21 protein-coding genes and 1 tRNA gene are annotated in these 23,099 nt (G+C 39.5%); 17 read left to right on the top strand and 5 right to left on the bottom strand.

Going from position 1 to position 23,099, the window contains the following annotated elements; genetic code table 11:
- Window positions 1-143 precede the first annotated feature (143 nt).
- From puuE to ACE3G9_RS09240, 14 genes are all read left to right on the top strand, one after another.
- Window positions 144-1,064 (top strand): allantoinase PuuE, encoded by a 921-nt coding sequence (gene puuE, locus ACE3G9_RS09175; protein WP_449218974.1) that lies wholly within the window; start codon window positions 144-146, stop codon window positions 1,062-1,064.
- A gap of 45 nt (window positions 1,065-1,109) precedes the next feature.
- Window positions 1,110-1,625, top strand: coding sequence for a 2-oxo-4-hydroxy-4-carboxy-5-ureidoimidazoline decarboxylase (uraD, locus tag ACE3G9_RS09180; RefSeq protein ID WP_417879919.1), 516 nt, complete (start codon window positions 1,110-1,112; stop codon window positions 1,623-1,625).
- Between the two features lie 281 nt (window positions 1,626-1,906).
- On the top strand, window positions 1,907-2,440 hold the full coding sequence (locus tag ACE3G9_RS09185) for an ureidoglycolate lyase (RefSeq protein ID WP_449218975.1): 534 nt from the start codon (window positions 1,907-1,909) through the stop codon (window positions 2,438-2,440).
- A 110-nt stretch (window positions 2,441-2,550) separates the two neighbouring features.
- Window positions 2,551-3,813, top strand: a complete 1,263-nt coding sequence (locus ACE3G9_RS09190) for a urate hydroxylase PuuD (protein ID WP_417879921.1) — start codon at window positions 2,551-2,553, stop codon at window positions 3,811-3,813.
- Window positions 3,814-4,235: 422 nt separating this feature from the next.
- Window positions 4,236-4,475 (top strand): GlsB/YeaQ/YmgE family stress response membrane protein, encoded by a 240-nt coding sequence (locus ACE3G9_RS09195; protein WP_417879922.1) that lies wholly within the window; start codon window positions 4,236-4,238, stop codon window positions 4,473-4,475.
- 428 nt (window positions 4,476-4,903) lie between these two features.
- Window positions 4,904-5,251: a transcriptional regulator gene (locus tag ACE3G9_RS09200; protein WP_449218976.1), complete on the top strand. Its 348-nt coding sequence runs from the start codon at window positions 4,904-4,906 to the stop codon at window positions 5,249-5,251.
- Window positions 5,252-5,255: 4 nt separating this feature from the next.
- Complete coding sequence (locus tag ACE3G9_RS09205) at window positions 5,256-5,618, top strand: SFCGS family glycine-rich protein (RefSeq protein ID WP_449218977.1); 363 nt, start codon at window positions 5,256-5,258, stop codon at window positions 5,616-5,618.
- A gap of 3 nt (window positions 5,619-5,621) precedes the next feature.
- Window positions 5,622-5,918 carry a DUF4312 family protein gene (locus ACE3G9_RS09210; protein ID WP_449218978.1) on the top strand — a complete coding sequence of 99 codons (297 nt, stop codon included), beginning with the start codon at window positions 5,622-5,624 and terminating at the stop codon, window positions 5,916-5,918.
- 36 nt (window positions 5,919-5,954) lie between these two features.
- Window positions 5,955-6,719, top strand: coding sequence for a DUF4311 domain-containing protein (locus ACE3G9_RS09215; protein ID WP_417879925.1), 765 nt, complete (start codon window positions 5,955-5,957; stop codon window positions 6,717-6,719).
- Between the two features lie 10 nt (window positions 6,720-6,729).
- A complete protein-coding gene (locus tag ACE3G9_RS09220; protein ID WP_417879926.1) occupies window positions 6,730-7,377 on the top strand; it encodes a DUF4310 family protein in 648 nt (215 codons plus the stop codon).
- 108 nt (window positions 7,378-7,485) lie between these two features.
- Complete coding sequence (locus ACE3G9_RS09225) at window positions 7,486-8,619, top strand: amidohydrolase/deacetylase family metallohydrolase (RefSeq protein WP_449218979.1); 1,134 nt, start codon at window positions 7,486-7,488, stop codon at window positions 8,617-8,619.
- Window positions 8,603-9,712 carry a DgaE family pyridoxal phosphate-dependent ammonia lyase gene (locus tag ACE3G9_RS09230; RefSeq protein ID WP_449218980.1) on the top strand — a complete coding sequence of 370 codons (1,110 nt, stop codon included), beginning with the start codon at window positions 8,603-8,605 and terminating at the stop codon, window positions 9,710-9,712. Before ACE3G9_RS09225 ends, ACE3G9_RS09230 begins: the two co-directional genes overlap by 17 nt.
- A 38-nt stretch (window positions 9,713-9,750) precedes the next feature.
- Entirely contained in the window at window positions 9,751-10,491 is a 741-nt protein-coding gene (dagF, locus tag ACE3G9_RS09235; RefSeq protein WP_417879929.1) for a 2-dehydro-3-deoxy-phosphogluconate aldolase, read from the top strand.
- Between the two features lie 280 nt (window positions 10,492-10,771).
- Window positions 10,772-12,697: a BglG family transcription antiterminator gene (locus tag ACE3G9_RS09240; RefSeq protein ID WP_449218981.1), complete on the top strand. Its 1,926-nt coding sequence runs from the start codon at window positions 10,772-10,774 to the stop codon at window positions 12,695-12,697.
- 82 nt (window positions 12,698-12,779) lie between these two features.
- Here ACE3G9_RS09240 and yddG read toward each other — a convergent pair whose 3' ends face one another.
- A complete protein-coding gene (gene yddG / locus ACE3G9_RS09245) occupies window positions 12,780-13,682 on the bottom strand; it encodes an aromatic amino acid DMT transporter YddG (RefSeq protein ID WP_417879931.1) in 903 nt (300 codons plus the stop codon).
- Between the two features lie 366 nt (window positions 13,683-14,048).
- On the opposite strand from yddG, the gene ACE3G9_RS09250 reads away from it, so the two are divergent.
- From ACE3G9_RS09250 to ACE3G9_RS09260, 3 genes are all read left to right on the top strand, one after another.
- On the top strand, window positions 14,049-15,146 hold the full coding sequence (locus tag ACE3G9_RS09250; protein WP_417879932.1) for a NapC/NirT family cytochrome c: 1,098 nt from the start codon (window positions 14,049-14,051) through the stop codon (window positions 15,144-15,146).
- 9 nt (window positions 15,147-15,155) lie between these two features.
- Window positions 15,156-17,639 (top strand): molybdopterin guanine dinucleotide-containing S/N-oxide reductase, encoded by a 2,484-nt coding sequence (locus ACE3G9_RS09255; protein ID WP_417879933.1) that lies wholly within the window; start codon window positions 15,156-15,158, stop codon window positions 17,637-17,639.
- Between the two features lie 237 nt (window positions 17,640-17,876).
- A tRNA-Gly gene (locus ACE3G9_RS09260) sits at window positions 17,877-17,951 on the top strand.
- A gap of 228 nt (window positions 17,952-18,179) precedes the next feature.
- Here ACE3G9_RS09260 and ACE3G9_RS09265 read toward each other — a convergent pair.
- From ACE3G9_RS09265 to ACE3G9_RS09280, 4 genes are all read right to left on the bottom strand, one after another.
- Complete coding sequence (locus tag ACE3G9_RS09265; RefSeq protein ID WP_449218996.1) at window positions 18,180-19,208, bottom strand: polysaccharide lyase family 7 protein; 1,029 nt, start codon at window positions 19,206-19,208, stop codon at window positions 18,180-18,182.
- Window positions 19,209-19,468: 260 nt separating this feature from the next.
- The gene (locus ACE3G9_RS09270) at window positions 19,469-20,776 is read right to left on the bottom strand and encodes a TRAP transporter large permease (protein ID WP_417879941.1); all 1,308 of its coding nucleotides are present in this window, start codon (window positions 20,774-20,776) and stop codon (window positions 19,469-19,471) included.
- A 12-nt stretch (window positions 20,777-20,788) separates the two neighbouring features.
- Complete coding sequence (locus tag ACE3G9_RS09275) at window positions 20,789-21,265, bottom strand: TRAP transporter small permease (RefSeq protein ID WP_417879955.1); 477 nt, start codon at window positions 21,263-21,265, stop codon at window positions 20,789-20,791.
- A gap of 179 nt (window positions 21,266-21,444) precedes the next feature.
- Entirely contained in the window at window positions 21,445-22,407 is a 963-nt protein-coding gene (locus tag ACE3G9_RS09280; RefSeq protein ID WP_417879942.1) for a TRAP transporter substrate-binding protein, read from the bottom strand.
- Window positions 22,408-23,099: the final 692 nt, after the last annotated feature.

The raw sequence follows: 23,099 nt of genomic DNA on the forward strand, positions 1-23,099 counted from the left end.
TTTGCCATGTTTTGATAATTGTATACAATAAATAAAACAAATATTCGGGGATGATTACTGGTTTAGGTTGTATACTTTTAATGTGTACGAACTTAATTCAGATGAATTCAGTATTCAAGGATGACACGACAAAGGAGAGGTTCATGGGTAGTGAGTATCCACGCAATTTAATCGGGTATGGAAAAGATCTGCCTGATGCTCAGTGGCCGAACGAGGCTCGAGTAGCGGTTTCATTTGTGCTGAACTATGAAGAAGGCGGCGAGCGCTGTACTTTGCATGGTGATGATGAGTCAGAAGCATTTCTTTCTGAAATCATTGGTGCACAGCCTTTTCCTAATGCTCGTCATATTAGTATGGAGTCTATTTACGAATACGGTAGTCGCGCAGGTGTGTGGCGTATTCTGAAGTTATTTGAACAATTTAACTACCCACTGACCGCTTTTGTTGTCGGTATGGCAGCCGAGCGTCACCCTGAAGTCATTAAAGAAATGGCGAATGCTGGGCATGAAATTTGCAGTCACGGTTACCGATGGTTGGATTATCACAAGATTGACATTGATACTGAACGCGAACATATGCAAAAAGCAATCAATGTGATTACGGAGATCACAGGTGAGCGTCCGTATGGTTGGTACACCGGCCGTAATGGCGTGAACACTCGTAAGCTGGTGGCCGAAGAAGGGGGCTTCTTATATGACTCTGATGCTTATGATGATGACCTTCCTTATTGGCATACTGAAGGCCCTAAACCTCAATTAGTGATCCCTTATACGCTTGATGTAAATGATATGCGTTTTGCTACCAACCAAGGTTTCCATACGGGTGAACAATTCTTTCAATACTTAAAGGATGCGTTTGATACTTTGTATGAAGAGGGCGCTGAAACACCAAAAATGATGTCTGTTGGTTTGCATTGTCGTTTGATTGGGCGCCCAGGCCGTATTCAAGGTTTAAAACGTTTTATGGAATATGTGCAGCAACATGAAAAAGTGTGGGTATGTCGTCGTTTAGATATCGCTAAACACTGGCATGAATGTCATCCGCATCCTGATCTTGTTAAGTGATCATCTCAAGCCAGTTTCAAATATTAAGTAAAGAAGGAAGGAACCGTGACTCAATTTAAAACTTGCCAACCAAGCAAAATGACCAAAGCAGAATTTGTTGAAACCTTTGCTGATATTTATGAACACAGTCCTTGGGTTGCTGAGCGTACTTTTGATAAAGGTTTGGATTCTTCTTTTGATCAGATTGAAAAGCTGCATGCGGCGATGGCACAAACTATGCTGGATGCTGACCCACAAGAACAATTAGAGTTGATTAACGCTCACCCAGATTTAGCTGGCAAAGCTGCGGTTAATGGTGAGCTAACCGCTGCATCGACTTCAGAACAAGCAGGGGCTGGAATTAGTCAATGTACGTCAGAAGAATTTGAACAATTTACCGATTTTAATGAGCGATACAAAGCTCGTTTTGAATTCCCTTTTATCATGGCGGTAAAGGGGGCTAACCGTCACCAAATCTTGGCATCGTTTGCTGAGAGAATTCACAACGATAAAGAAACGGAATTTGCAACCGCGATTGCGCAGATCAATAAGATCGCTTCGTTTCGACTTCAAGACATGTAACAAACAAATATATACAGCGGAAGACATGTAAATCATAAAAGGGAATGAGGACTGTCTGTGCCCAAACTCAAGGCTACAAACTTCCATTATGGGAATATGTACCCAAAATAATTGGAGTTACAGTGAGGCGACAAGTGAATGAAGCCCCATGAGTTTAGCTTGTCTAAATGATTGGGGTGAATGAACGCCGTCAACAAAACTGCAGCTTCAAGTATGAAGGGGATAGTATTGAGGTTAATACAATAGGGCTCAATAGAGCATAAAATAACGGAAGGGATATCATGACTGTAGACACCGCAATTTCACTGAAAGTTGAACCATTAACCAAAGAGGCATTTCAACCTTTTGGTGATGTGATTGATAAAGAAGTCAGCGATTACTTTATGATCAATAACGGCTCAACAAGACGCTATCACCGTATGGCGGATGTGGATGTGGCAGATAACGGTGGTGAACCCATCATCAGTATTTTTCAGGCAACCCCTTTAACGTATCCATTGAATATCCAAATGATGGAACGTCATCCTTTGGGCTCTCAAGCATTTATTCCGCTTCTTGGTCATCCATATTTAATTGTGGTGGCAGAGAAGGGCGAAGATTTGCAACCACAAGCATTGAGAGCATTTTTAAGCAATGGACGTCAAGGTGTGAATTATCACAAAGGGGTTTGGCACCATCCAGTACTTGCACTTCAACCAGATGATCAATTCTTAATTGTTGACCGTGCTGGCGAAGGCAATAACTGTGATGAAGTGTACTTTGAACAATCAACCAAAATCATCTTGTCATTGGATCATTTACCAAGTGTGAATTAACCGAAGTACGAACAGATTGTTGATTATTTAGCCGTCTATTGAAGAGCATACCGGTTCACCATATCCCGGTTACGTGTGCTCTAGACAAGGAACAGTTTAAGGAGAAAATTATGGATCCGCATATTACGGAATGGCTCAATCTTACAATTCGCTGGGTCCACATGATCGTTGGTATCGCGTGGATTGGGGCATCATTTTACTTTGTATGGTTAGAAAATAACTTAAACCGTGTTAATCCGAAAACGGGATTATCTGGTGACTTATGGGCGATTCACGGTGGTGGTATTTATCACTTAGAGAAGTACAAATTAGCACCACCTCAAATGCCAGAAAACCTACATTGGTTTAAGTGGGAAGCCTACTTCACTTGGATCACCGGTGTGTTGCTATTAGGCGTAGTCTACTACCTTAATGCCAATATTTACCTAATTGCTCCGGGTTCGGGGTTAAGTGTCGGAGCGGCAATTGGTATTGGTATCGCTTCGCTAGTGGGTGGATGGATAATTTATACCTTGTTGTGCGATTCACCATTGGGTAAAAAACCACTGTTATTAGGGGTGGTGCTATTTGCCTGTCTTGTTGGAGCAGCTTATGGTTTAAGCCAAGTGTTTAGTGGCCGTGGTGCTTACATCCATGTTGGTGCGATTATTGGTACTATCATGGTGGGTAACGTATTCTTCGTGATCATGCCAGCACAGCGCAACTTAGTGAAAGCGATTGAAGATGGTACAGAGCCCGATCCTGCACTGCCAGCCAAAGGTTTATTGCGCTCTCGTCACAATAACTACCTAACATTGCCTGTGTTGTTCATTATGATCAGTAACCACTTTCCAAGCACATATGGCTCGGAATATAACTGGTTAATTTTGGCATGTTTAGCAGTGTTCAGTATCCTAGTTCGTCACTATTTTAACACTCGTCATGGTGGACAGAAGTTTGCATGGGCGGTACCGGTTGCGGTATTAGGTATGATTAGCCTTGCGTTTGTGACGTCAAACAAGATGCCTAGCCTATCTGAACCTAGTGTGCCAGTTGCTAAACAAGAATCTGCAACTACGACTGATAGCGCAGCAGAAACTGCCAGTGCACATGAAGCGGGTACAGAAGTAGCAGAAGCTTCCGTGTTTACTCAAGTTCAGCATGTGATAGAAACACGTTGTGTAGAATGTCACTCAGCAACGCCAACCAGTAATATGTTTGCGACGGCACCTGCAGGAGTAGTACTTGATACGCCGGAAGAGATTCAAACCAATGCGCCACGTATTCAATCACAAGTTCAAACACGTGTTATGCCACTTGGTAATTTAACCAAGATGACCGATGAAGAACGCGCATTAGTGGTTGACTGGGTAAGCGATGGCGCGAAAATTTAATATCTATACCCAAGTAATTGAAGCGGTAGTTTGACGGTGTTAGTTGCCTCATCTCCTCTTCAATTCCTTTGGTAATGAACCTTTTTTAGTCATTTGTTGTACTTATTTGGCACCTCCCTCGGGTGCTTTTTTTATATCTGTAATACATTAGATAAGCCATTAAACGTCATCTATTCTCAATAGGTATTAATAACATTAAAGGGATAGAGCGTGATGATGGACTCAAGATCTATTCCACAGGAAGTATTTGGTTGATATGACGAATATGCCCACGAGCTAATTGACCGATACGAATTTTTCACTACTTCTTTTTCTATACAATATTGATGACAACACCTTAAAAATTCTCTTTTTTTATGATTATCAACTAGGCTTGTTATTAAACAAGCACATTTATTTATACCCAAGAAACAGGAGTAGTTATGAATATTATTATGTTTTTAATTATCGGTGCGATAGCAGGGTGGTTGGCTGGTCAGATAATGAAAGGTTCCGGCTTTGGCGCAATTGGTAATATCGTCATTGGTATTGTGGGGTCGGTGATCGGCGGCTTCACTTTTAGTTTGTTGGGGCTATCATCAGGAGGATTAATCGGATCACTTGTTACAGCAACGGTCGGAGCGGTGATATTGCTTTATATTTCTCGACTTATTAAGTCTTAAAGTAGTTAAAAACTATTAATTTATTAAAAGCGTGAGTATTGAAGGTTGGGGTTATATCTTCCAATCTTTAATGCTTGCGCTTTAATTGTTTTATATGACTTCCCGTTACCCTCTTACATTCTCTTTTGTTGTGCCGTTGGTCTTGCTTAACACTATGTTGTATTGAATGAAATTTACTCACCAAAAATCAATAGTTCCTAAGTAACTGTGAATGACTTCACAAAACAAAATGTTGGAATTGGAGTTGTAAATTAAGTAGAAAGTTAATCTTTTAATAGTTAACTATATGTTTATAAAGATTTATTTCATTATGTTTGTTGAGCGCCTCCGTTTTTTCCACTTATAACTGGAAAATACTTCTCTCCTCCTTTTTTATTGATTACTTATGATGGTTCCAACTTAAATATAAACCTGTTTTGGAGATTCCTGTGGAAGTGAAAGATTCAAATATCGATGAGGCTCAATTAAAGCCTGAATTCGATGCATTATTTGAACGTGCGATTAACTTATTAAGAGAAAATAAAATATTTCCTGATGCAGTTCAAAAGCAAATGTTATTTTCTCATTTAAAAGCAATGGTTATTCGTTCTTACACTGGAGAGCCTCTTCCTGAAGTAGAAGTTGAAATGTTTGAAGATATTTCAGATGTTTCTCATCAATTAGCAAAAGAGTTAGTTTCTTGGGTCGATAATATTGCCTTTGAAGAAACTTACTTATTATCTGTCCACTTTGAAGTAGCAAAAGAAAACGAATTAACAAGTGAATTAGGAGCATAAGATTATGACTACAGTTAAATTAGTAATTGGTGATCGTTTAGGTAAAGGACAAAAAGTAGGTCTAGGTGCAGAAACTGCTGGTGCAGAAGTAACGGTAATCACAGGTGTTGCAGCCGATATGAAACTAGGCGATGTAATGAAAGAGCAAGACGCTGATCTTGGTATTTCTTTCTGTGGTAGTGGTGGAGCAGGTGCTATTACAGCACAAACAAAATATGGCTATAAAGCACGTTATGGTATGCGTTCTATTGAAGAAGGCGTAACGGCAATTAATGAAGGTTATAACGTACTGGGTTTTGGCTTCATGGACAAAGAAGAATTAGGTCAGAAATTAATTGAAGCATACCTTAAAAAAACTAACGGCTAAATTATGAAAGAATCTAGAACAAGCACAGTAAGGGTTCAAGGTAGCGGTAAAACCAAAAATGACGCTATGAGTCATGCCTTAAGTAAAATTCAAAAAACAATCTTAAAAGACAGTAAAAAGATTATTTTACGGATTGAACCAATCGATATAGAAATTATTCAATCTACGTATAAAGAAGTGACGGAAAAGTTTATGTTTTTATTCTTACCAAGAGTAAAAACCACGTATTTCTTAACTTTGGATGTGACCGTAGATATTACTTTGTTTGATCTTGATGATGTCGAGTTTTCTCCAAAATAATGTTTGATCTATTAGGGTGAAATAAAAGGAAATAATATGTTCTTAATTATATTAATTAAGTCCCTCATTATCGGTGCGTTTGTTGGTGTTGGTGTTGGGGTAGGAGCGGCACGTATGTTCCACGCTCCAACAGTACAAGGAATGGGGGCTTTTCGTACTTTAGGTGAGCTAAATTCATGTGAAGGTGATCCTGCTTCGCATTTCTCATTTGGTTTGGGGTTCTTTTTCAACGCTTGGGCTTCTTCTGTTGCTGCTGGTTCTTTTACGCAAGATGTTGATCACCGAATCATTCCAAACTGGGGGGCCGCAGCTTTGATGGTGAAAAACCGCAATGTGACGGAAACCTTACATGATCCTAAAAAAATGGGGATTGCCTGCGGCATCATCGGCATGCTTGTGGTTGCTTTCCTTAACTCTACGGCATCAGCAGTACCAGAAACATTGCAAATTACAGCTGTGAAAGTACTCGTTCCTGCTGCGAACTTGTTAGTTAACGTGGCGATGCCAGTTATTTTTTGGCTAGCGGCGATTGAAGCGGGTCGTAAATCTGGTTTTTGGGGTACGATTTTTGGTGGACTAGCACAACTTATCATGGGTAATGCGGTACCAGGTCTGGTTCTCGGTATTTTGATTGGTAAAGGTGTAGAAGATAGTGGCTGGAATAAAGTGACGAAAATTATGCTAGCTGCAGTTATCGCACTGTTCGCATTAAGCGCCTTCTTCCGTGGATTTGATATCGAAGTTCTAGAGTCTTTCCGAGTTAATGTGCCTGAATGGCTACACATGATTCATAGCAAGTAAGGGTTGAATGATGGACGAACAACAAAAAAATAACTTTTGGTACGCTGACTGGTCATTCCCATTCTTTGTCGGACTACTTTCTTCTGGTGTTTTTGCTGGTACGCATATGTATTACCTATATGGTATCGGTGCATTTAATGAAGTCGCTTTCGTTTCAATGTTACGTGCTGGTATGGATACTGGTGTATACGGTGCAGTTGCAGCCTTTGGTGCGAGTTTCTTATTTGCTCGTATCATCGAAGGTTCTTTAGTCGGTATTTTAGATATTGGTGGCGCGATTCAAACCGGTATTGGTCTTGGTGTTCCAGCTCTATTACTTGGCGCAGGCATTATGTTTCCGCTTGAAAACTTTATTGCGGCATTAGCGACAGGTTTTGCGCTTGGTGTTGCGATTGGCTACATCATCATTCTGGCTCGTAAATATACCATTAATCAAAGTAACTCTACCTATGGTGCAGATGTCATGATGGGTGCGGGTAACTCATCTGGTCGTTTTCTTGGGCCTTTGATTATCTTGTCTGCCATTGGTGCATCGATTCCTATTGGTATTGGCTCACTAGTTGGTGCATTAATTTTCTATCAATGGCAGAAACCAATTACGGGTGGTGCGATTCTTGGGGCAATGATCTTAGGTTCTATCTATCCAATCGCTCTCTAGTCATCGCCAATCAAACCTAACGATGTTTTCACTGGCTCCTTATCGATTTCGATCTCCTTTTAGGTAGGGAGCCAGTATTTTACTTTCATCAACGAATCAGGCCATTTTATGTATGATCTTCTAATTAAGGCGGCAAAGTTAATTAACGATGAGTTAGTTGATATTGCCATTAGCAATGGAAGCATTGTGGAAGTAGGGGAAATTCAAGGTAGTGTTAAACAATGTATTGACCTTAAAGGGAAATATTATATCAGTGCCGGCTGGATTGATTTACACACACATTGTTATCCCAAATCACCGATTTATCATGATGAACCCGACTTAGTCGGAGTGGCTCAAGGTGTGACAACGGTGATTGATGCAGGCAGTGTTGGTGCCAATGATGTCGATGACTTTTATCAACTTTCTGCACAACAAAAAACCAATGTTTACAGCTTATTAAATATTTCTCGGATTGGCTTATTACGTCAAAATGAATTAGCAAATTTAGCGGATATCGATAAAGCATTAGCGTCTTCTGCGATTGAACGTCATCCGAATTTTATCAAAGGCTTGAAAGCGCGAATGAGTGGTAGTGTTGTAGAGCAATCGGGTATGAAGCCTCTGCACTTAGCGAAAGAAATTCAGCAAGAAAACAAGAACCTACCTTTGATGGTTCATATTGGAAATAACCCACCAAATTTAGATGATGTCGCCGACCTTCTGGGGAGAAATGATGTCATTACTCATTGTTATAACGGCAAGCCAAACCGAATTTTAGACCAGTCTGGCAAAGTGAAAGCGTCTGTGGCAGCTGCATTACAACGAGGCTTAAAACTCGATATTGGTCATGGTGGCGCAAGTTTTAGCTTTGATGTTGCTGAGAAAGCGATAGCCGAAGGAATCTATCCAGATACCATTAGCTCAGACATTTATTGCAAAAATAGAGAGTTAGGACCTGTTCGCAGCTTGGCTCATATTATGTCTAAATTTCTTGCCATTGGTCTTTCTCCTGAAAGGATTATTGACTGTGTGACGACTAACGCTGCGCAGGTGATGCGTTTAGATAATAAAGGGAAATTAGAGCCGAGCAAAGATGGCGATCTCACCATATTTGATTTGGTTGAATACAATGAAGAACTGGTGGATACCGAGTCGCAATCTCGTCAAGGTGAAATGAAATTTATGCCATTAGCCGCCGTTATTTCAGGCCAATTAATATTAACGAATGATGGAGCTAAATTAGATGTCTTCAATTCATGAAAAATACAATCTTAAGCAAGTCATTAACTGTTCCGGTCGCATGACAATTTTAGGTGTTTCGACACCAACGGAATCCGTCTCTGAAGCGGTTAATGCTGGCCTAAACCAATACTTTGAAATGAAAGATTTGGTAATTAAATCCGGTGAATTTATTGCCGATCAATTAGAAACAGAGGCAGCGGTTGTTGTGTCATGTGCATCCGCTGGTATCGCTCAATCGGTTGCCGCCATGATTGTGAAAGACGATCAATACCGTTTAGAGAACCTGCATGCGCATCAGCATGATGTACCGAATGAAATCGTGATCCCTAAAGGACATAACGTTAACTTTGGCGCACCCGTTAGCACCATGATTATGCTTGGTGGTGGACAAGTGAAAGAAGCGGGCTATGCCAATGAGTGTACCAAAGCGCACTTATTAGCAGCGATTACCCCAAATACCGCAGCGATTTTATACGTTAAGTCGCATCACTGTGTACAAAAAAGCATGCTATCGATTGAAGAAGCGGTTGAGGTGGCTCGTGCCCATCAATTGCCATTGATTCTTGATGCTGCCGCAGAAGGCGATTTGAAATCTTACTATAAAATGGGGGCTGATCTAGTTATTTACAGTGGTGCCAAAGCGATTGAAGGACCAACAAGTGGTTTAGTGGTTGGACGCCAACAATACATCGACTGGGTTCGAATGCAATCTCAGGGAATCGGTCGTGCGATGAAAGTCGGAAAAGAGGGTATTTTAGGATTAACTCAGGCTGTTGCCGAATATTACACCCGCAATCATGAAACAGGCCAACAAATGGTCGACAAAATGAAAGACTTCATTGAGCAGTTAAATAAGCTTAATGGCGTCGATGCTAAGGTGGTTTGGGATAGTGCTGGTAGAGATATTGCAAGAACAGAAATTAGTTTTGATGAAACCGCTTTGAATATGACGACACCGACAATAGTGAATAAGCTGACTGCGACTAGCCCAGCAGTGTATTGCCGTGGATATAAAGCAAATGAAGGCAAGATAGAAATCGATGCACGTAGTGTGACCAAGTCTGATCTTGAACTTGTTAGTAACAAAATTAATAGCATTATTAATGCTTAACATAATGAATTGATAAGATCTTTTTAAGAGAGTGTAGTATGAGCTTACAAGCCAATTTTTATAAAAATCGTGTGTGCCTGAATGTATTAGCGGGTTCAGTCGAAAATGCCAAAGACATTTATGAAGCTGCAGAAGGCCATGTGGTTGTTGGGGTTTTATCTAAGAACTATCCTGATGTGGATACCGCAGTTAAAGCAATGAAAGAATACAGTGATGTGATCAACAACGCGGTTTCGGTTGGTCTAGGAGCCGGTGATCCAAACCAGTCGATGATGGTGTCTCAAATTTCTCAGCACCTACAACCACAACATATTAACCAGGTTTTTACTGGTGTCGCAACGAGTCGTGCGTTATGTGGTCAGGATCAAAGTATCATTAATGGTTTAATTTCACCAACTGGAACGGTTGGAATGGTAAAAGTGTCTACTGGACCATTAAGCTCACAAAAATGCGATGGTATCGTTCCTGCTGATACGGCTGTGGCAATGTTAAAAGACATGGGGGGGAGTTCAGTTAAGTTCTTCCCTATGGGAGGACTAGACACCCGTGAAGAATTTGCTCATATTGCGAAAGTATGTGCTGATAATGACTTCTGGTTAGAGCCAACTGGCGGGATTGATCTTGAGAACTTTGAAGAGATCATGCAAATCGCACTTGATGCAGGTGTAACAAAGATTATCCCACATATTTATAGTTCAATTATTGATAAAGAAACGGGTAATACACGTCCAGAAGATGTTCACACATTATTGTCTATCGTTAAAAGGTTACTAGGATAAGATTGATGCCGTAATTGATGTGTATTTTATGTGAAAACTAAGATACACATCGGTAAATATCTATTTAAAACGATAGGAATAGCAAGGTTTGGCGAGCGAAGCCAGCCTTGTTGTTTATAAGGTCAACAATTTAATTTATCATGCAAAATAATTAAAAGGTTGATGGTAGAAAAGGCTATTCCACCCTTTTGAAGCCATTTTTATTGGCTGTACGCTATTATACTCAAGCCAATCTATGTTGAGATTGCTTGGGTATTGTTTCTATTTTGTTGGGTCTAAAATGATACAATTTCCTTACCCTCGCTTAAATCAAATTTTTGAGGCACTTCAAGCCTCAGTTTTAACTCAACAGGAACTGGCCGATCGCTGCAAAATCTCAACCCGAACGATTCGGACCGATGTGTCTGCTTTGAATGATATTTTGATTACTTATGGTGCTCAGATTACTCATCAAAGACATAAAGGTTATCAGCTCGATATTTTTGACGCTGTACGTTACGAAGACCTGTCAAAACAAAATCAACAGATGCGTAAGTCTCCGAGAAATGCAAAAGAACGCATACTACATTTAAGCATGTGCCTACTATTGCAAGAACAAGAGTGCAAGCTTGATGATTTAGCCAATCAGTGGTTTGTGAGTCGAACATCTTTACAAGCTGATATGGCTGAAGTTCGTGATATTTTTCATCAGTATGGTTTGGAAGTGGAAAGTAAAGCATTCCAAGGTCTAACTCTGCACGGGAATGAGCAGGCAATTCGCGCCTGTATCGCACATGTTTTATTTAATATTGAACCGACCGATCCAGTCTTTTCGAACATTTGTGATAACTTTTTTCCGGAAATAAATACACCACAGTTGCAAGACACCATATTGTCGATTCTTCAGAAGAATAATATTCATTTAACCGATGAAGGGCTTCATCATTTACAAGCGTATTGTGGAATCGCGCTACATAGAATAAAACTTGACCATATTATCTATGATATTGAATTCCCTGAGATAAGTGCTGAAGCTATTCTCGCGGGAAAAGAGTTGGCAGAGGCTCTTTCTCAATATGTGTCTGAAAGGACATTAGCAAAAGAAGTGGATTATTTGTGTATTCAAATTGCTGCACGACGAGTTATCGGCGCGAACACTTCATATTTACAGCCCTCAAGTGAGCCATACCAATTTATCGGTTATTTGTTGAAATTTATCAGTGATACTTATTGTTATGATTTAAGACAAGATCGAAAGCTGCATCAAGATCTACTTAGTCATGTAACCACCATGATGTTGCGTGTTAAATATCAAATCACCTTGCCTAATCCACTGGTTGATCATATCAAGCGTTACTATCCCATGGCTTATGATATGACGGCAGCGGCTATCGCTCAGTGGAGAGGGCCATATCGGATCCCTGATGGCGAACTAGCATATTTGGTGATGCATATAGGGGTTGGAATTGAGCGAAATTATGCAGCAGAGGTAGAACATACACCTACCGCTATTTTGGTGTGCAACTCTGGGGTATCAATTGTACGTTTAATCGAATCTCAACTTAAAAAGCAATTACCACAATTGTCAATGATGGCCGTTTATTCTTCTCAGGAATATCAACGTTTGCCACATATACAGGCCGACATTGTTATTTCAACGGAAAAATTAGAACAAAAAAATAAACCAGTATTGTTTATAACGTCGGTTCCTACTCCTTTTCAAATAGATCAAATTAATAAGCATATTCAAACGTATAGAACACCACCTTATATTTTAGAGTGTTTTTTTGATGATCGCTATTTCAAGCATATTAGCGAGCCAATTTCACAACAGGTGCTGTTAAAGCAGCTATGTGATGAGCTTGAACAAGACGGTATTGTTCCGAAAGAATTTCATGACTCCGTGGTAGAGCGAGAAAATATCACACCGACCATGTTGGGTGACATGATTGCGATTCCGCATTCGGTTGGTTTAATGGCCAATGAAACTAAGGTTTATACTGTCTTTTCTGAAAAAGGAATAAAGTGGAGCAATAATCATAAAGCGAACTTGATTTTTCTGTTTGCAATAAAACAAGAGGATTATGAAGAGGCGATGGGCCTATATGAATTGTTTGTCACTTTTATGGATTCAAAAGCAATTTCCTCATTAACCCACTGTAATAACTTTGAAGCATTTCTTCACTTTGCCAAACGTTGTTGGTTGAGTTGTAAAAAAGAGTGGTAGTGATGCATTGCGGGTAAGACCTGTACTGCTTATCCGCAACTCGAACTCTCCAGTTAAGCCTTTTTAATATCCGCTAATATTTCTATCGCTTTACACGCTTTTCTCGAGTAATGAAAAAGCACATTAGCGAAGCAAAAGTGACCAATGCAACACCTTGCCAAAATGAGTGGCTGAGGTTGACTTCTAAGTACACGGCAGAAAATAACGTCGCGAAGATAGGAATAAAATAAGACAGCGTTCCTAGCAAAATAATGTTGCCGCCGACAATGGCGTGATTCCATAAAGCATAGCCTGAACCTATGGTTATCCCAGCGATTAACACCGTAATACTACTTCCCCAAGTAAAAGTTAAGCTAAGTTCTGTGCTGAAGGCGTATTTTATCCATAAGGAGATAGCTGTTGCCATAAAGAATAGTGAGATAGGGTTTTGACCATTACTCATCTTCTTGGTGACGGTGCAATAGACCGCCCATATTATCGCACCCGAAAAAGCGAGTAGGTATGGAATAGGATTACCAGCAATATTCTGGCTGATAAGTTTCATGGATAATGTTTGATCGCCCGATATACACCACGCCACCCCCACAAAGGCTAGTGCAATACTTGGATAGATCAAAAAATTCACTTTCTTATTGCTAATAATCACACTGAGTAGAATAGTCAATGCGGGCCATAGGTAGTTGATTATCGCCATTTCCATAGATTGTCGACGGCTATCAGCTAAACCGAGTGATAGAGCTAAGCAAATTTCATAAGTAACAAATAAAACCCCGCCTACCATTAAATACCGTTTGGGAAATTTTTTAAGATGTGGCACGCCCATTACTACGAACAGAAATATCGTACTCACGGAATAGATCATCGCCGCGCCTGCGGTTGGACTAAATAATTCGGATATATCACGAATTAAAGCGGTAAGAGAGCTCCACAGTAGAATAGCGAGTACGCCGCAGAGCGTGTATTTATGTTTGTTTAGAAAGCGCATGGTAATACTTTGTCAGCGATTATGTATGAAGGTTGAAAGTATCAATAATAAGGCTGAGAGGCAATGTACAACTTACTTGAAATTACCTGCGTGAAATTGTCCAGTTATTGATGTAAAAAATGATCGCTAGATGTTAAAAAATTTATTTTTTTTGAATGGGAAAAGTGAAGACTTATAGTTTGACTTTTTAAATACTTAACCATTTTATGGGTATTAAGCTAATCTTAGTAATAACAGTTACTTATAAAAAAGCATTTTAAGAAAATTTAATATTAAATTTGCTAAATATTTCTTTCTGAACCTATCCTTTAGTGGTAGATTCGCATCGTTGTGAAACCAACTTGTGGGCAAATAAGGAAAATAATTATGAAAAAAACATCTATTGCCATTATCGTGATCATCGGTGTGGTAATTGGCTGGATCACTTTTGGGGGAACTCAAGCGGTGCTTCATGCCACCTCAACTACTGAATTTTGTGTCTCATGCCACACTATGGAAAAACCTCTTCATGAGTACCAAGGATCAGTTCATTTCAGTAATAGTAAAGGTGTGAGAGCTGAATGTGCCGATTGTCATATTCCTACCCACAATACTGTCGATTATCTATGGACTAAAATTCGTGCCTCAAAAGACATCTATCATGAGTTTGTCACTGGCAAAATTGATACTGATGAAAAATACGAAGAACACCGTTTAGAAATGGCGCAAACGGTTTGGGATCAATTAAAAGCGAATGACTCTGCAACTTGTCGTAGTTGCCATAGCTTCAATGCCATGGAACTTTACGATCAACCTAAAGGTGCGCGTGAAATGCACATTGCTGCACAAAAAGATGGTCAAACCTGCATTGACTGTCATAAAGGAGTCGCTCATATCGCACCACAAATGAAACTGGATACATCTGCATTCAATCATTTATATGACATTGCTAAATCAACGCCAAGTAATGCAGAAACCGTTTATCCACTTGATTTTATTCAGATGGGTGAATTAGCCACGATTAACCCTACCGTTGAATTAAAAGTGAGCAAAACAGAAGGTGATAAGCGTACGGTTACCGTATTTGGTTACCAAATGAAAGGTGCGGAATCGGTGATTTACCTTGGTAATGGACAGCGTTCAATTTTGGCGTCTTTAACAGAAGAAGGTCAAAAAGCGTTAGAACTTGGTGAGTCTTCGACTGATGAATATGGAAACGAATGGCGTACTGCTAGCTTAACGGGTGAAATTAATGCACCGGTTATTGATTCAAATAAACCTTTATGGGAATACGGCGAAAAACTAGATAGTACATATTGCTCTACTTGTCATGCGAAAATCCCACCAAATCACTTTACTGTGAATGCATGGGGCCCGGTTGCGAAAAGCATGGGAAGTCGTACGGATATCTCGGATCTTAACCTAGAAATCCTAACTAAATTTTTACAAAACAACGCAAAAGACGTTGTTAAAGAACAAGAATAAGGAGTGAGTATGTCTGGAATTTCACGCCGTAGGTTTTTAAAAGGCTCAGGTGCAACAGCTGGTGCATTGGCGATTGCATCAATTCAACCTATGCCAGCTTTTGCGACAGAACCGAAAATTGGACGTACCGATGGTAAAGTTCTCACTGCTGGACGCATGGGGATTTTGTTAGCAGAAGTACAAGATGGAAAATTGGTGAACACGACTAATGCTCTGCCTCAAACAGTGGTTAACCATCTTCAACAAACTGGCCCATCTCAAGTTCATACTAAGGCTCGCGTTAAGTACCCAATGGTACGTAAAGGCTATTTAGCTAACCCAGAAAATCCTGAAGGTGTTCGTGGACAAGACGAATATGTTCGCGTGTCATGGGAAGAAGCTTATAAGCTTATCAATGAACAACACGGCCGTATTCGTAAGACTTACGGTCCGGAAGGTATTTTTGCAGGTTCTTATGGCTGGCACTCAAGTGGTGCTTTGCATGATGCACGTACATTATTGCAGCGTTATATGGGATTAGCGGGTGGCTATGTTGGATCACTAGGTGACTACTCTACGGGTGCTGCTCAGGTGATCATGCCATACGTAGTTGGTTCGATTGAAGTATATGAACAACAAACCACCTATCCAGTGGTATTAGAGCATTCTGATGTCGTTGTACTTTGGGGCATGAACCCTCTAAATACTTTACAGGTAGCTTGGACAGCCAATGATGGTCAAGGGTTAGAGTTCTTCCACCAGCTAAAAAAATCTGGAAAGACCGTAATTGCTATTGATCCAATTCGCTCAGAAACCATTGAGTTTTTTGGAGATAATGCACAGTGGATTGCTCCACATCCAATGACCGATGTGGCATTAGCGATGGGTGTGGCTCATACGTTGGTGAAAAATGATAAACATGATGTTGAGTTTATTGAAAAATACACTCACGGTTTTGATAAATTCAATGATTACTTGTTGGGTAAAACAGACGGCGTAGTAAAAGATTCTGCATGGGCAGAAAAAATTACAAGCGTACCGGCGAAACAAATCGAACTGCTAGCGGATATCTTCTCTAAAAACCGTACCATGTTAATGGCCGGTTGGGGTATACAGCGTCAACAATTTGGTGAGCAACGTCACTGGATGATCGTGACCCTTGCAGCAATGCTTGGTCAAATTGGTCTACCTGGTGGTGGCTTTGGTTTCTCTTACCATTACTCAAATGGTGGTAATCCAGCGCGTGATGCGGGTATTTTACCCTCTATTTCCTCTACGATTAATGAATCATCAACAAATGGTGGTCACTCGACAAGCTCTTGGTTAAAAAATGGTGGTTCGGTAGTAAATGCGCTTCCTGTTGCTCGTATTACTGAGGCATTAGAAAACCCAGGAATGCAGTACCAGCACAATGGACATACCCTAACTTATCCAGATATCAAAATGGTGTGGTGGTCTGGTGGCGGTAACTTTACTCAGCATCAAGATACCAACCGTTTAATACGTGCATGGCAAAAACTTGAGCTTTCTGTCGTTTCTGAAATTTATTGGACAGCAGCCGCGAAACACGCTGATATCGTATTACCAATCAATACCAGCTTCGAGCGAAATGATGTGGTAATGGTGGGTGATTACAGTAGTCAATTCTTATCACCAATGAAACAAGCTATACCTTCTCAGTTTGAATCTAAAAGTGATTTTGAAGTGTTTTCTGAACTTTCTGAATATTTATTTAAAGGAGGTCGTGACGTTTACACTGAAGGACGTGATGAAATGGAGTGGCTAAATCACTTCTACAAAATTGCGCAAAAAGGCGGTCGTAACTCTCGTGTGCCTATGCCTAACTTCACACATTTCTGGAAAGAAAATCAGTACATTGAAATGAAGTGGAACGAGAAAAATGCTCAGTTTGTTCGTTACGCTGAGTTTAGAAAAGATCCAACTATGAACCCGCTAGGTACGCCAAGTGGTAAGATTGAAATCTACTCTAAAACACTTGCAAGCTATAACTTGCCAGACTGCCCAGCACATCCAACATGGTTAGAGCCTACTGAATATACAGGTTCTGCTAAAGAAGGTGAGCTACAATTAATGACTGCGCACTCAGCGTACCGTTTACACAGTCAGTTCAACTATGCTGACATCCGTAAAGAGTATGCGATTGCCGGTAAAGAGCCGATCTTAATCAACAAAGCCGATGCAGAAAAACGCGGCATTAAAACAGGCGATATTGTTCGTGTGTTTAACCAACGAGGCCAAGTTCTAGCGGGTGCTGATGTGACTGACGGCATTAAGCAAGGTTCGGTATGTATCCATGAAGGCGCATGGCCCGACTTTGACCCTAAGCTAGGTATTTGTCGTAATGGTGGTCCAAATGTACTGACATTGGATATTCCGACTTCTCGTCTTTCTAATGGCTGTGCAGCAAACTCAGCACTAGTAAAAGTTGAGAAGTGGGTAGGTGATGCGCTTGAAACACAAGCTTTCTTACCACCAAAAGGTGTAGATGCTTAAGCATTAAGTTCAATTATTACGAATATTTAGTCCTTAATAGTGAAAATCCGAGCCAAATAGCTCGGATTTTTTTGTGTTCTTAGTTGTAGAGGACAGATAACCCACGATAAAAGAGATATATTTATAACCGTTTGATTATATTGTGCGCACTTAAACAAAAATGTGCATAAAAGGGCTTTTTTTTTCTCTCGATTGTGGCATAGTAACTCCGTCTTCCAAAGACAGCTTACCCAGTAAGCGTGCGTCGTATAATGGCTATTACCTCAGCCTTCCAAGCTGATGATGCGGGTTCGATTCCCGCCGCACGCTCCAAATCTTATAGTAACCTTTCAAAAGTTACATAATTCCAATATATATCTGATTAATAACACTCTTTTTTTGAGAGGTTTTGTGTTTCTGGTGTTTGGAATTTCTGCTCGTAAATATTTCAGTAGCCAATAGGGATTTACTCTTTTGGCGTTACTAAGTTGATACTTCCCAATAAACAAAGAAGCCAATACCGACACCGTTATTGGCTTTTGATTTATATCTTAAATGGTTTTACTTTTTAAACGATGTTAGCTCAAGTTTAGAAAAAGTCACGCTGTTGTAGTCACCATTTTTGACATCAGTGGCGAAGTCACCTGTACCTGCACAACCAGGAGACCAGAAACCGTCATCATCTTTTACGCTGCATTGACCGTATGCGCCAGCTTTAAAGTAGAAAGAATCTTCCGTGTAGCCACGTGGGTTGTCTTTCTCATCTACTGTGCCGTCAGGCTTCAAGTTTTTAGATAGATCGATTTTATATTCAACTGTCTTGTGGTTTTTCGAAGTGAATGTTAAATGCATAATGTTACCTTCAACATCAACAATATAACTAAATTCTTCACCCAGTGCTAAACCAGCATCTTTAGGATCTTCTTTGTTTTCCCAAGTATTGCCCCAAACTGGGTAAGCAATATCAGTACGGTTTGGATCGTTTTTCTCTAAGTTACGCTCGTAATTAAAGAATACAGAACCATTTTCATGTCCTGGCCATTTTTTGTAGAAGATTTTTAATGGCTCATTACCGTAACCAAAGCCAGTTTTCGCTTCGATCATTTTTGGATCTTTGTTTGCGTGAATTTGACCGACTACAACAGAATAAGCAGGGTATTTATTAGGTTGATTAGCATGAGTCGCTACATGGTTTACTTTTAATGTTGCTTCAAGTTTGCCACCGATAGAGCCAAATTTATCGGCATTAGGGTTTGCTGCAATAGTCCAGTTATTTAGTGGATCTTTTACACCAATATTTAAGTCTGTTCCTCTTAACATTTGGCGTAATTCAGAACGTGCATTTGATGATCCTGATGTAGTAATAGCTTTATTTTGTACTTGAAAAACCATATTGCCATCATCATCTAAAAAGAAATAGTCAGGGTTTGAATAGCTAAACATTGCCACCCCTTCAATTTCATCAATTTTACCGTTTTTATCCCTGTCTTCTGGAACGGTAATTTTCCAGTTCATCATGTCAAACTTGTCAGCAGGTACAGGAGTGGCTTGCGCCATTGAATTTGCTGAACAACCTAAGATAACCGACATGCAGAGGAATTTTTTTAACATTTTCTATCCTTATTTAACGTTATGTTTTAATTGTTTTTTATATTTAGGTACAGATATCTAATTAATAGTTAGATTGTAAAATCTTATAATAATACAAAAGGTGGGATGGTGAGTTTTGTCACATATTACGGAAGGGAAAATAGCGCAAAATCACTTTTTAAAACTTTTTATTCTCCCTAGATTACATTTAACTAGGGAGAATAATTTTAATAATGGGCACCTCTATAACACTCTAATTATTAATGAATTAAGCCAAAGAATTTCGGTAAGAATAAGCTTAATGCTGGAATAAAGGTAATCAGCAATAAGGTGATAATTAGCACGCTACAGAATGGAAGAATAGCTCGAATCACTTTTTCAATTTTGACACCACTGACACTACAACCGACGAATAAAGCGGTACCAACCGGTGGGGTGGCAATACCAATACATAAGTTAAAGATAATCATCATGGCAAAATGAATCGGATCCATTCCCAGCTGTGCCGCGATTGGCATAAAGATGGGGGTGAAAATGAGCAGCGCAGGGGTTAAATCCATGAACATGCCAACAATTAATAAAATAAGATTCATTAATAGGAAAATAATGATCGGATTATCAGAAATAGACAACATCCAATCACTGATCATTCCCGGCAGGCCAGTGAATGCCATTGCCCAAGACATGATGGTAGAAGCACCGATAATAAACAACATGATGCCCGTGATTTCTGTGGTTTCAATGCTGATTTGTTTAATATCTTGCCAACTGATCGTTCGATAACACAATGACAAAACAAAAGAGTAGAGTACCGCGATACAAGCACCTTCGGTTGCGGTAAATACTCCACCAATAATGCCGCCGATAACCACTAAGATTAAACCTAAACTCGGCACAGCTTGCCATACAATAGAGGTCACTTGTCTTAAGGTATGACGCTCGATAGCGTGTTTATCATAACCTTTGCGCTTAGCAATAATATAAGCCACAACCATACAGCTTAAACCCATTAATATACCAGGTACGTAACCAGCAATAAACAGAGCGGCAACCGAAGTACCACCACTGACTACGGAAAAGACAATCAATGAATTACTTGGTGGAATAAGTAGGCCAGCAGGGCAAGAGGCAACGTTAACCGCTGTTGAGTACGCATTGTCGTAACCCTCTTTTTTCATTTCAGGTGCAAGGGTTTTACCTACCGCTGCTGCTGCCGCAACCGCCGAGCCAGATACCGCGCCAAACATCATATTGGATAAAATATTAACGTGAGCAAGTGACCCTGGAAGACGGCCAACTAACAATTTAGCAAAGTTAATCAACCGACCTGCAATACCGCCTCGGTTCATTATGTTGCCTGCCAGAATAAAGAATGGAATAGCCAGTAAACTAAAGCTATCAACTCCAGTGACAATCTTTTGCCCAGCCGTCATTGAAGCGACATCAAAAGGAAGAATGGTGTACATGATCACCAGTGAAGACATCGCAATTGCAATCGCAATCGGCACACTGAGTGCAATCATGGTTAAAAATAGGCATAACAGCCAAAAGCCAACAGAAATATCCATATTCACGGGACCTTAGTGAGATTCTTTAATAAAAGGTTCTAAAATGTTGAGTATTAAATAGAAAACAATTAGAACGCCGGACAAGGGTAAAATAAAATACACGTAGGCCATTGGAATTTGTAAAGCAGGGGAGAATTGCTGCATAGTACGGCCAATTAATGCCCAGCCACCTTTTAACATGGCAAGAGAAACAAAAGATAAAGTAAGAAAATTGATAAAGAGTTGAAGCGCAGTGTTCATTTGGGGAGAAATATTATCCGCTAATAACGTAATCGCTAAGTGGCCTCTTTTTCCAAATAAATAACTGGCACCCAATAGACCTAACCAAATCATTAAATAACGTGATAATTCATCAGTAAATGAACTTGGATCATTTAAAATATACCGACTAAATACTTGCCAAGTCACCGTAATAACTAAAGCTAGTAATGCAAAACCGCAAAAAATTAATATGGATTTATCTAGGTAATATCTTATATTTTTAAGCAGAACAAACATAGGCGTTCCTTAATACTATCAAAAGCTGTCTGCTCCTAGGTTAGGGAGTTGAAACTGCAGATAAGTTGACGGTGTTTTTTCACTTATCGCCTTACCGCAGTTCCAATGACTTCGGCTATAGTGTTGTCAAAGTCTCAATAGAGCAAACATGATAAAAGTACGATGTTGAATTATTTAATCGCTTGGATTTTATCGATGAAGTAGCTAAGTTTTGGATCTTTTTTCGCCTCATCCAACATAGGTTTTACCTTTTCTTGGAATTTGGCTTTATCTACTTCAACAAACGTTACGCCCATTTTTTTCGCTTTTTCAATGTTGGCATTTTCAGTTTGATCCCATATTTTAATTTCTTCTTCTAAAGATTCAGCCGCTGCTTCTTTCATGATTTTACGTTCTTTATCGCTTAGATTTGCCCAAGTATTTTCAGAAATAATGATCAAGTCTGGGCTCATGGTGTGTTGGTCCATTGAGTAGAACTTAGCAACTTCACTGTGGCGCATTTCAACTAAGCTAGAAACATTGTTTTCCGCTGCATCGATAACACCTTGTTGTAAGCCAGTATATACTTCTGTAAATGGAAGTGGCGTAGCTTTAGCACCAAGCAAGCTGATCATTTTCATCATGGTAGGAGATTCTGGAACACGAATTTTTAAACCAGCAAGGTCTTCTGGAGTTTTAATGGGCTTTTTAGCATAGAAGCTTCTTGAACCTGAGTCATAAAAAGTTAGCCCTATAAATCCTTTACCTTTGCTAGAGTTAAGTAATTCTTCAGCAGCATCACTACGCATAAATGAACGCATGTGTTCAGGGCTTCTAAATAAAAATGGGATAGAAATCACTTTAAATGTAGGTTCGAATGATTCCGCCAATGAACCATTAATTTTTGCCATATCAATTGCACCCGTTACAACTTGTTCTGCTTGATCACGCTCTGAACCAAGTTGCGCATTTGGGAAGATTTTGACCGTAAGATCCCCATTCGATTTTTCTTTTACTTTGTCAGCAAAGATAACCATGCCTTTATGAGCTGCATTGTCTAATGACATTGCATGGCCAAGTGTTAAGGTCTTTGCTGAGATAGAAAAGTTAGTAAAGAGAGCGGCGATAGCAAGAGGTAAAATTAGCTTTTTCATGTAACGTCCTTATTATGTTGTTGTTTGATGTTTAGTGTAGTTATGTAGTTTTGTAATACAATAATAAAGGGTTCATAATTTGACCGACATCTTACATTTAGTCACATTTGTGATCTGGGTGGTATTAATAAAAAATCATAATAATGGTTTGTTTATTATTGAGCTTAAAATGGTGTTTAAGTGATTTTTGTCACAAGATTTTTATATTTAAAGAAAATAATGATAACTTTACTTTTTAGTATTAAATTGTGATTTTTATATGAAAAAGTTTATGGTTGGTTTTTTATTTTATTTGAGTAGGCCAAAATGATTGTACATTAATAAATGGCTTTCATTCTTGCTTTGTTAAAAAGGCACTTTTATTTAAATATCTGTTGATTTATAAAGTGTTTTTAATTAAGTGTTTATTTGTCATGGCAAGGCTTTAATATCGTTTAAGCCTCAGGTTTTGGTCATTATCGTAGTCATTATCCAGCGTTTAAAGCGGTTGATGATACAACTTAATGGGAGTTGTGCTAGGTCACTTATGATTCCGCAATGAAGCTAATTTGATTCTTGGCTTTGGTTAGGTGAAGAACTTTAATTATATAAAGGTTTCATGAGGTAGAGGTGACCAATTAAGTCATCGATTTGGTATTAACAGCCTGCCTCTTTAGTTACTTGTAGTTGAATGGATACATGAGAAATCTACT

The sequence above is a fragment of the Vibrio sp. E150_018 genome, from assembly GCF_053544035.1.

What these genes read in the sequence shown, in the direction of transcription:
- ACE3G9_RS09215 (WP_417879925.1), top strand. Translation starts at nt 5,955, where the DNA reads ATGTTCTTAATTATATTAATTAAGTCCCTCATTATCGGTGCGTTTGTT.
- ACE3G9_RS09255 (WP_417879933.1), top strand. Translation starts at nt 15,156, where the DNA reads ATGTCTGGAATTTCACGCCGTAGGTTTTTAAAAGGCTCAGGTGCAACA.
- ACE3G9_RS09225 (WP_449218979.1), top strand. Translation starts at nt 7,486, where the DNA reads ATGTATGATCTTCTAATTAAGGCGGCAAAGTTAATTAACGATGAGTTA.
- ACE3G9_RS09195 (WP_417879922.1), top strand. Translation starts at nt 4,236, where the DNA reads ATGAATATTATTATGTTTTTAATTATCGGTGCGATAGCAGGGTGGTTG.
- ACE3G9_RS09230 (WP_449218980.1), top strand. Translation starts at nt 8,603, where the DNA reads ATGTCTTCAATTCATGAAAAATACAATCTTAAGCAAGTCATTAACTGT.
- ACE3G9_RS09185 (WP_449218975.1), top strand. Translation starts at nt 1,907, where the DNA reads ATGACTGTAGACACCGCAATTTCACTGAAAGTTGAACCATTAACCAAA.
- ACE3G9_RS09250 (WP_417879932.1), top strand. Translation starts at nt 14,049, where the DNA reads ATGAAAAAAACATCTATTGCCATTATCGTGATCATCGGTGTGGTAATT.
- ACE3G9_RS09280 (WP_417879942.1), bottom strand. Translation starts at nt 22,407, where the DNA reads ATGAAAAAGCTAATTTTACCTCTTGCTATCGCCGCTCTCTTTACTAAC.
- ACE3G9_RS09220 (WP_417879926.1), top strand. Translation starts at nt 6,730, where the DNA reads ATGGACGAACAACAAAAAAATAACTTTTGGTACGCTGACTGGTCATTC.
- ACE3G9_RS09265 (WP_449218996.1), bottom strand. Translation starts at nt 19,208, where the DNA reads ATGTCGGTTATCTTAGGTTGTTCAGCAAATTCAATGGCGCAAGCCACT.
- puuE (WP_449218974.1), top strand. Translation starts at nt 144, where the DNA reads ATGGGTAGTGAGTATCCACGCAATTTAATCGGGTATGGAAAAGATCTG.
- ACE3G9_RS09205 (WP_449218977.1), top strand. Translation starts at nt 5,256, where the DNA reads ATGACTACAGTTAAATTAGTAATTGGTGATCGTTTAGGTAAAGGACAA.
- ACE3G9_RS09240 (WP_449218981.1), top strand. Translation starts at nt 10,772, where the DNA reads ATGATACAATTTCCTTACCCTCGCTTAAATCAAATTTTTGAGGCACTT.
- dagF (WP_417879929.1), top strand. Translation starts at nt 9,751, where the DNA reads ATGAGCTTACAAGCCAATTTTTATAAAAATCGTGTGTGCCTGAATGTA.
- yddG (WP_417879931.1), bottom strand. Translation starts at nt 13,682, where the DNA reads ATGCGCTTTCTAAACAAACATAAATACACGCTCTGCGGCGTACTCGCT.
- ACE3G9_RS09210 (WP_449218978.1), top strand. Translation starts at nt 5,622, where the DNA reads ATGAAAGAATCTAGAACAAGCACAGTAAGGGTTCAAGGTAGCGGTAAA.
- ACE3G9_RS09190 (WP_417879921.1), top strand. Translation starts at nt 2,551, where the DNA reads ATGGATCCGCATATTACGGAATGGCTCAATCTTACAATTCGCTGGGTC.
- ACE3G9_RS09270 (WP_417879941.1), bottom strand. Translation starts at nt 20,776, where the DNA reads ATGGATATTTCTGTTGGCTTTTGGCTGTTATGCCTATTTTTAACCATG.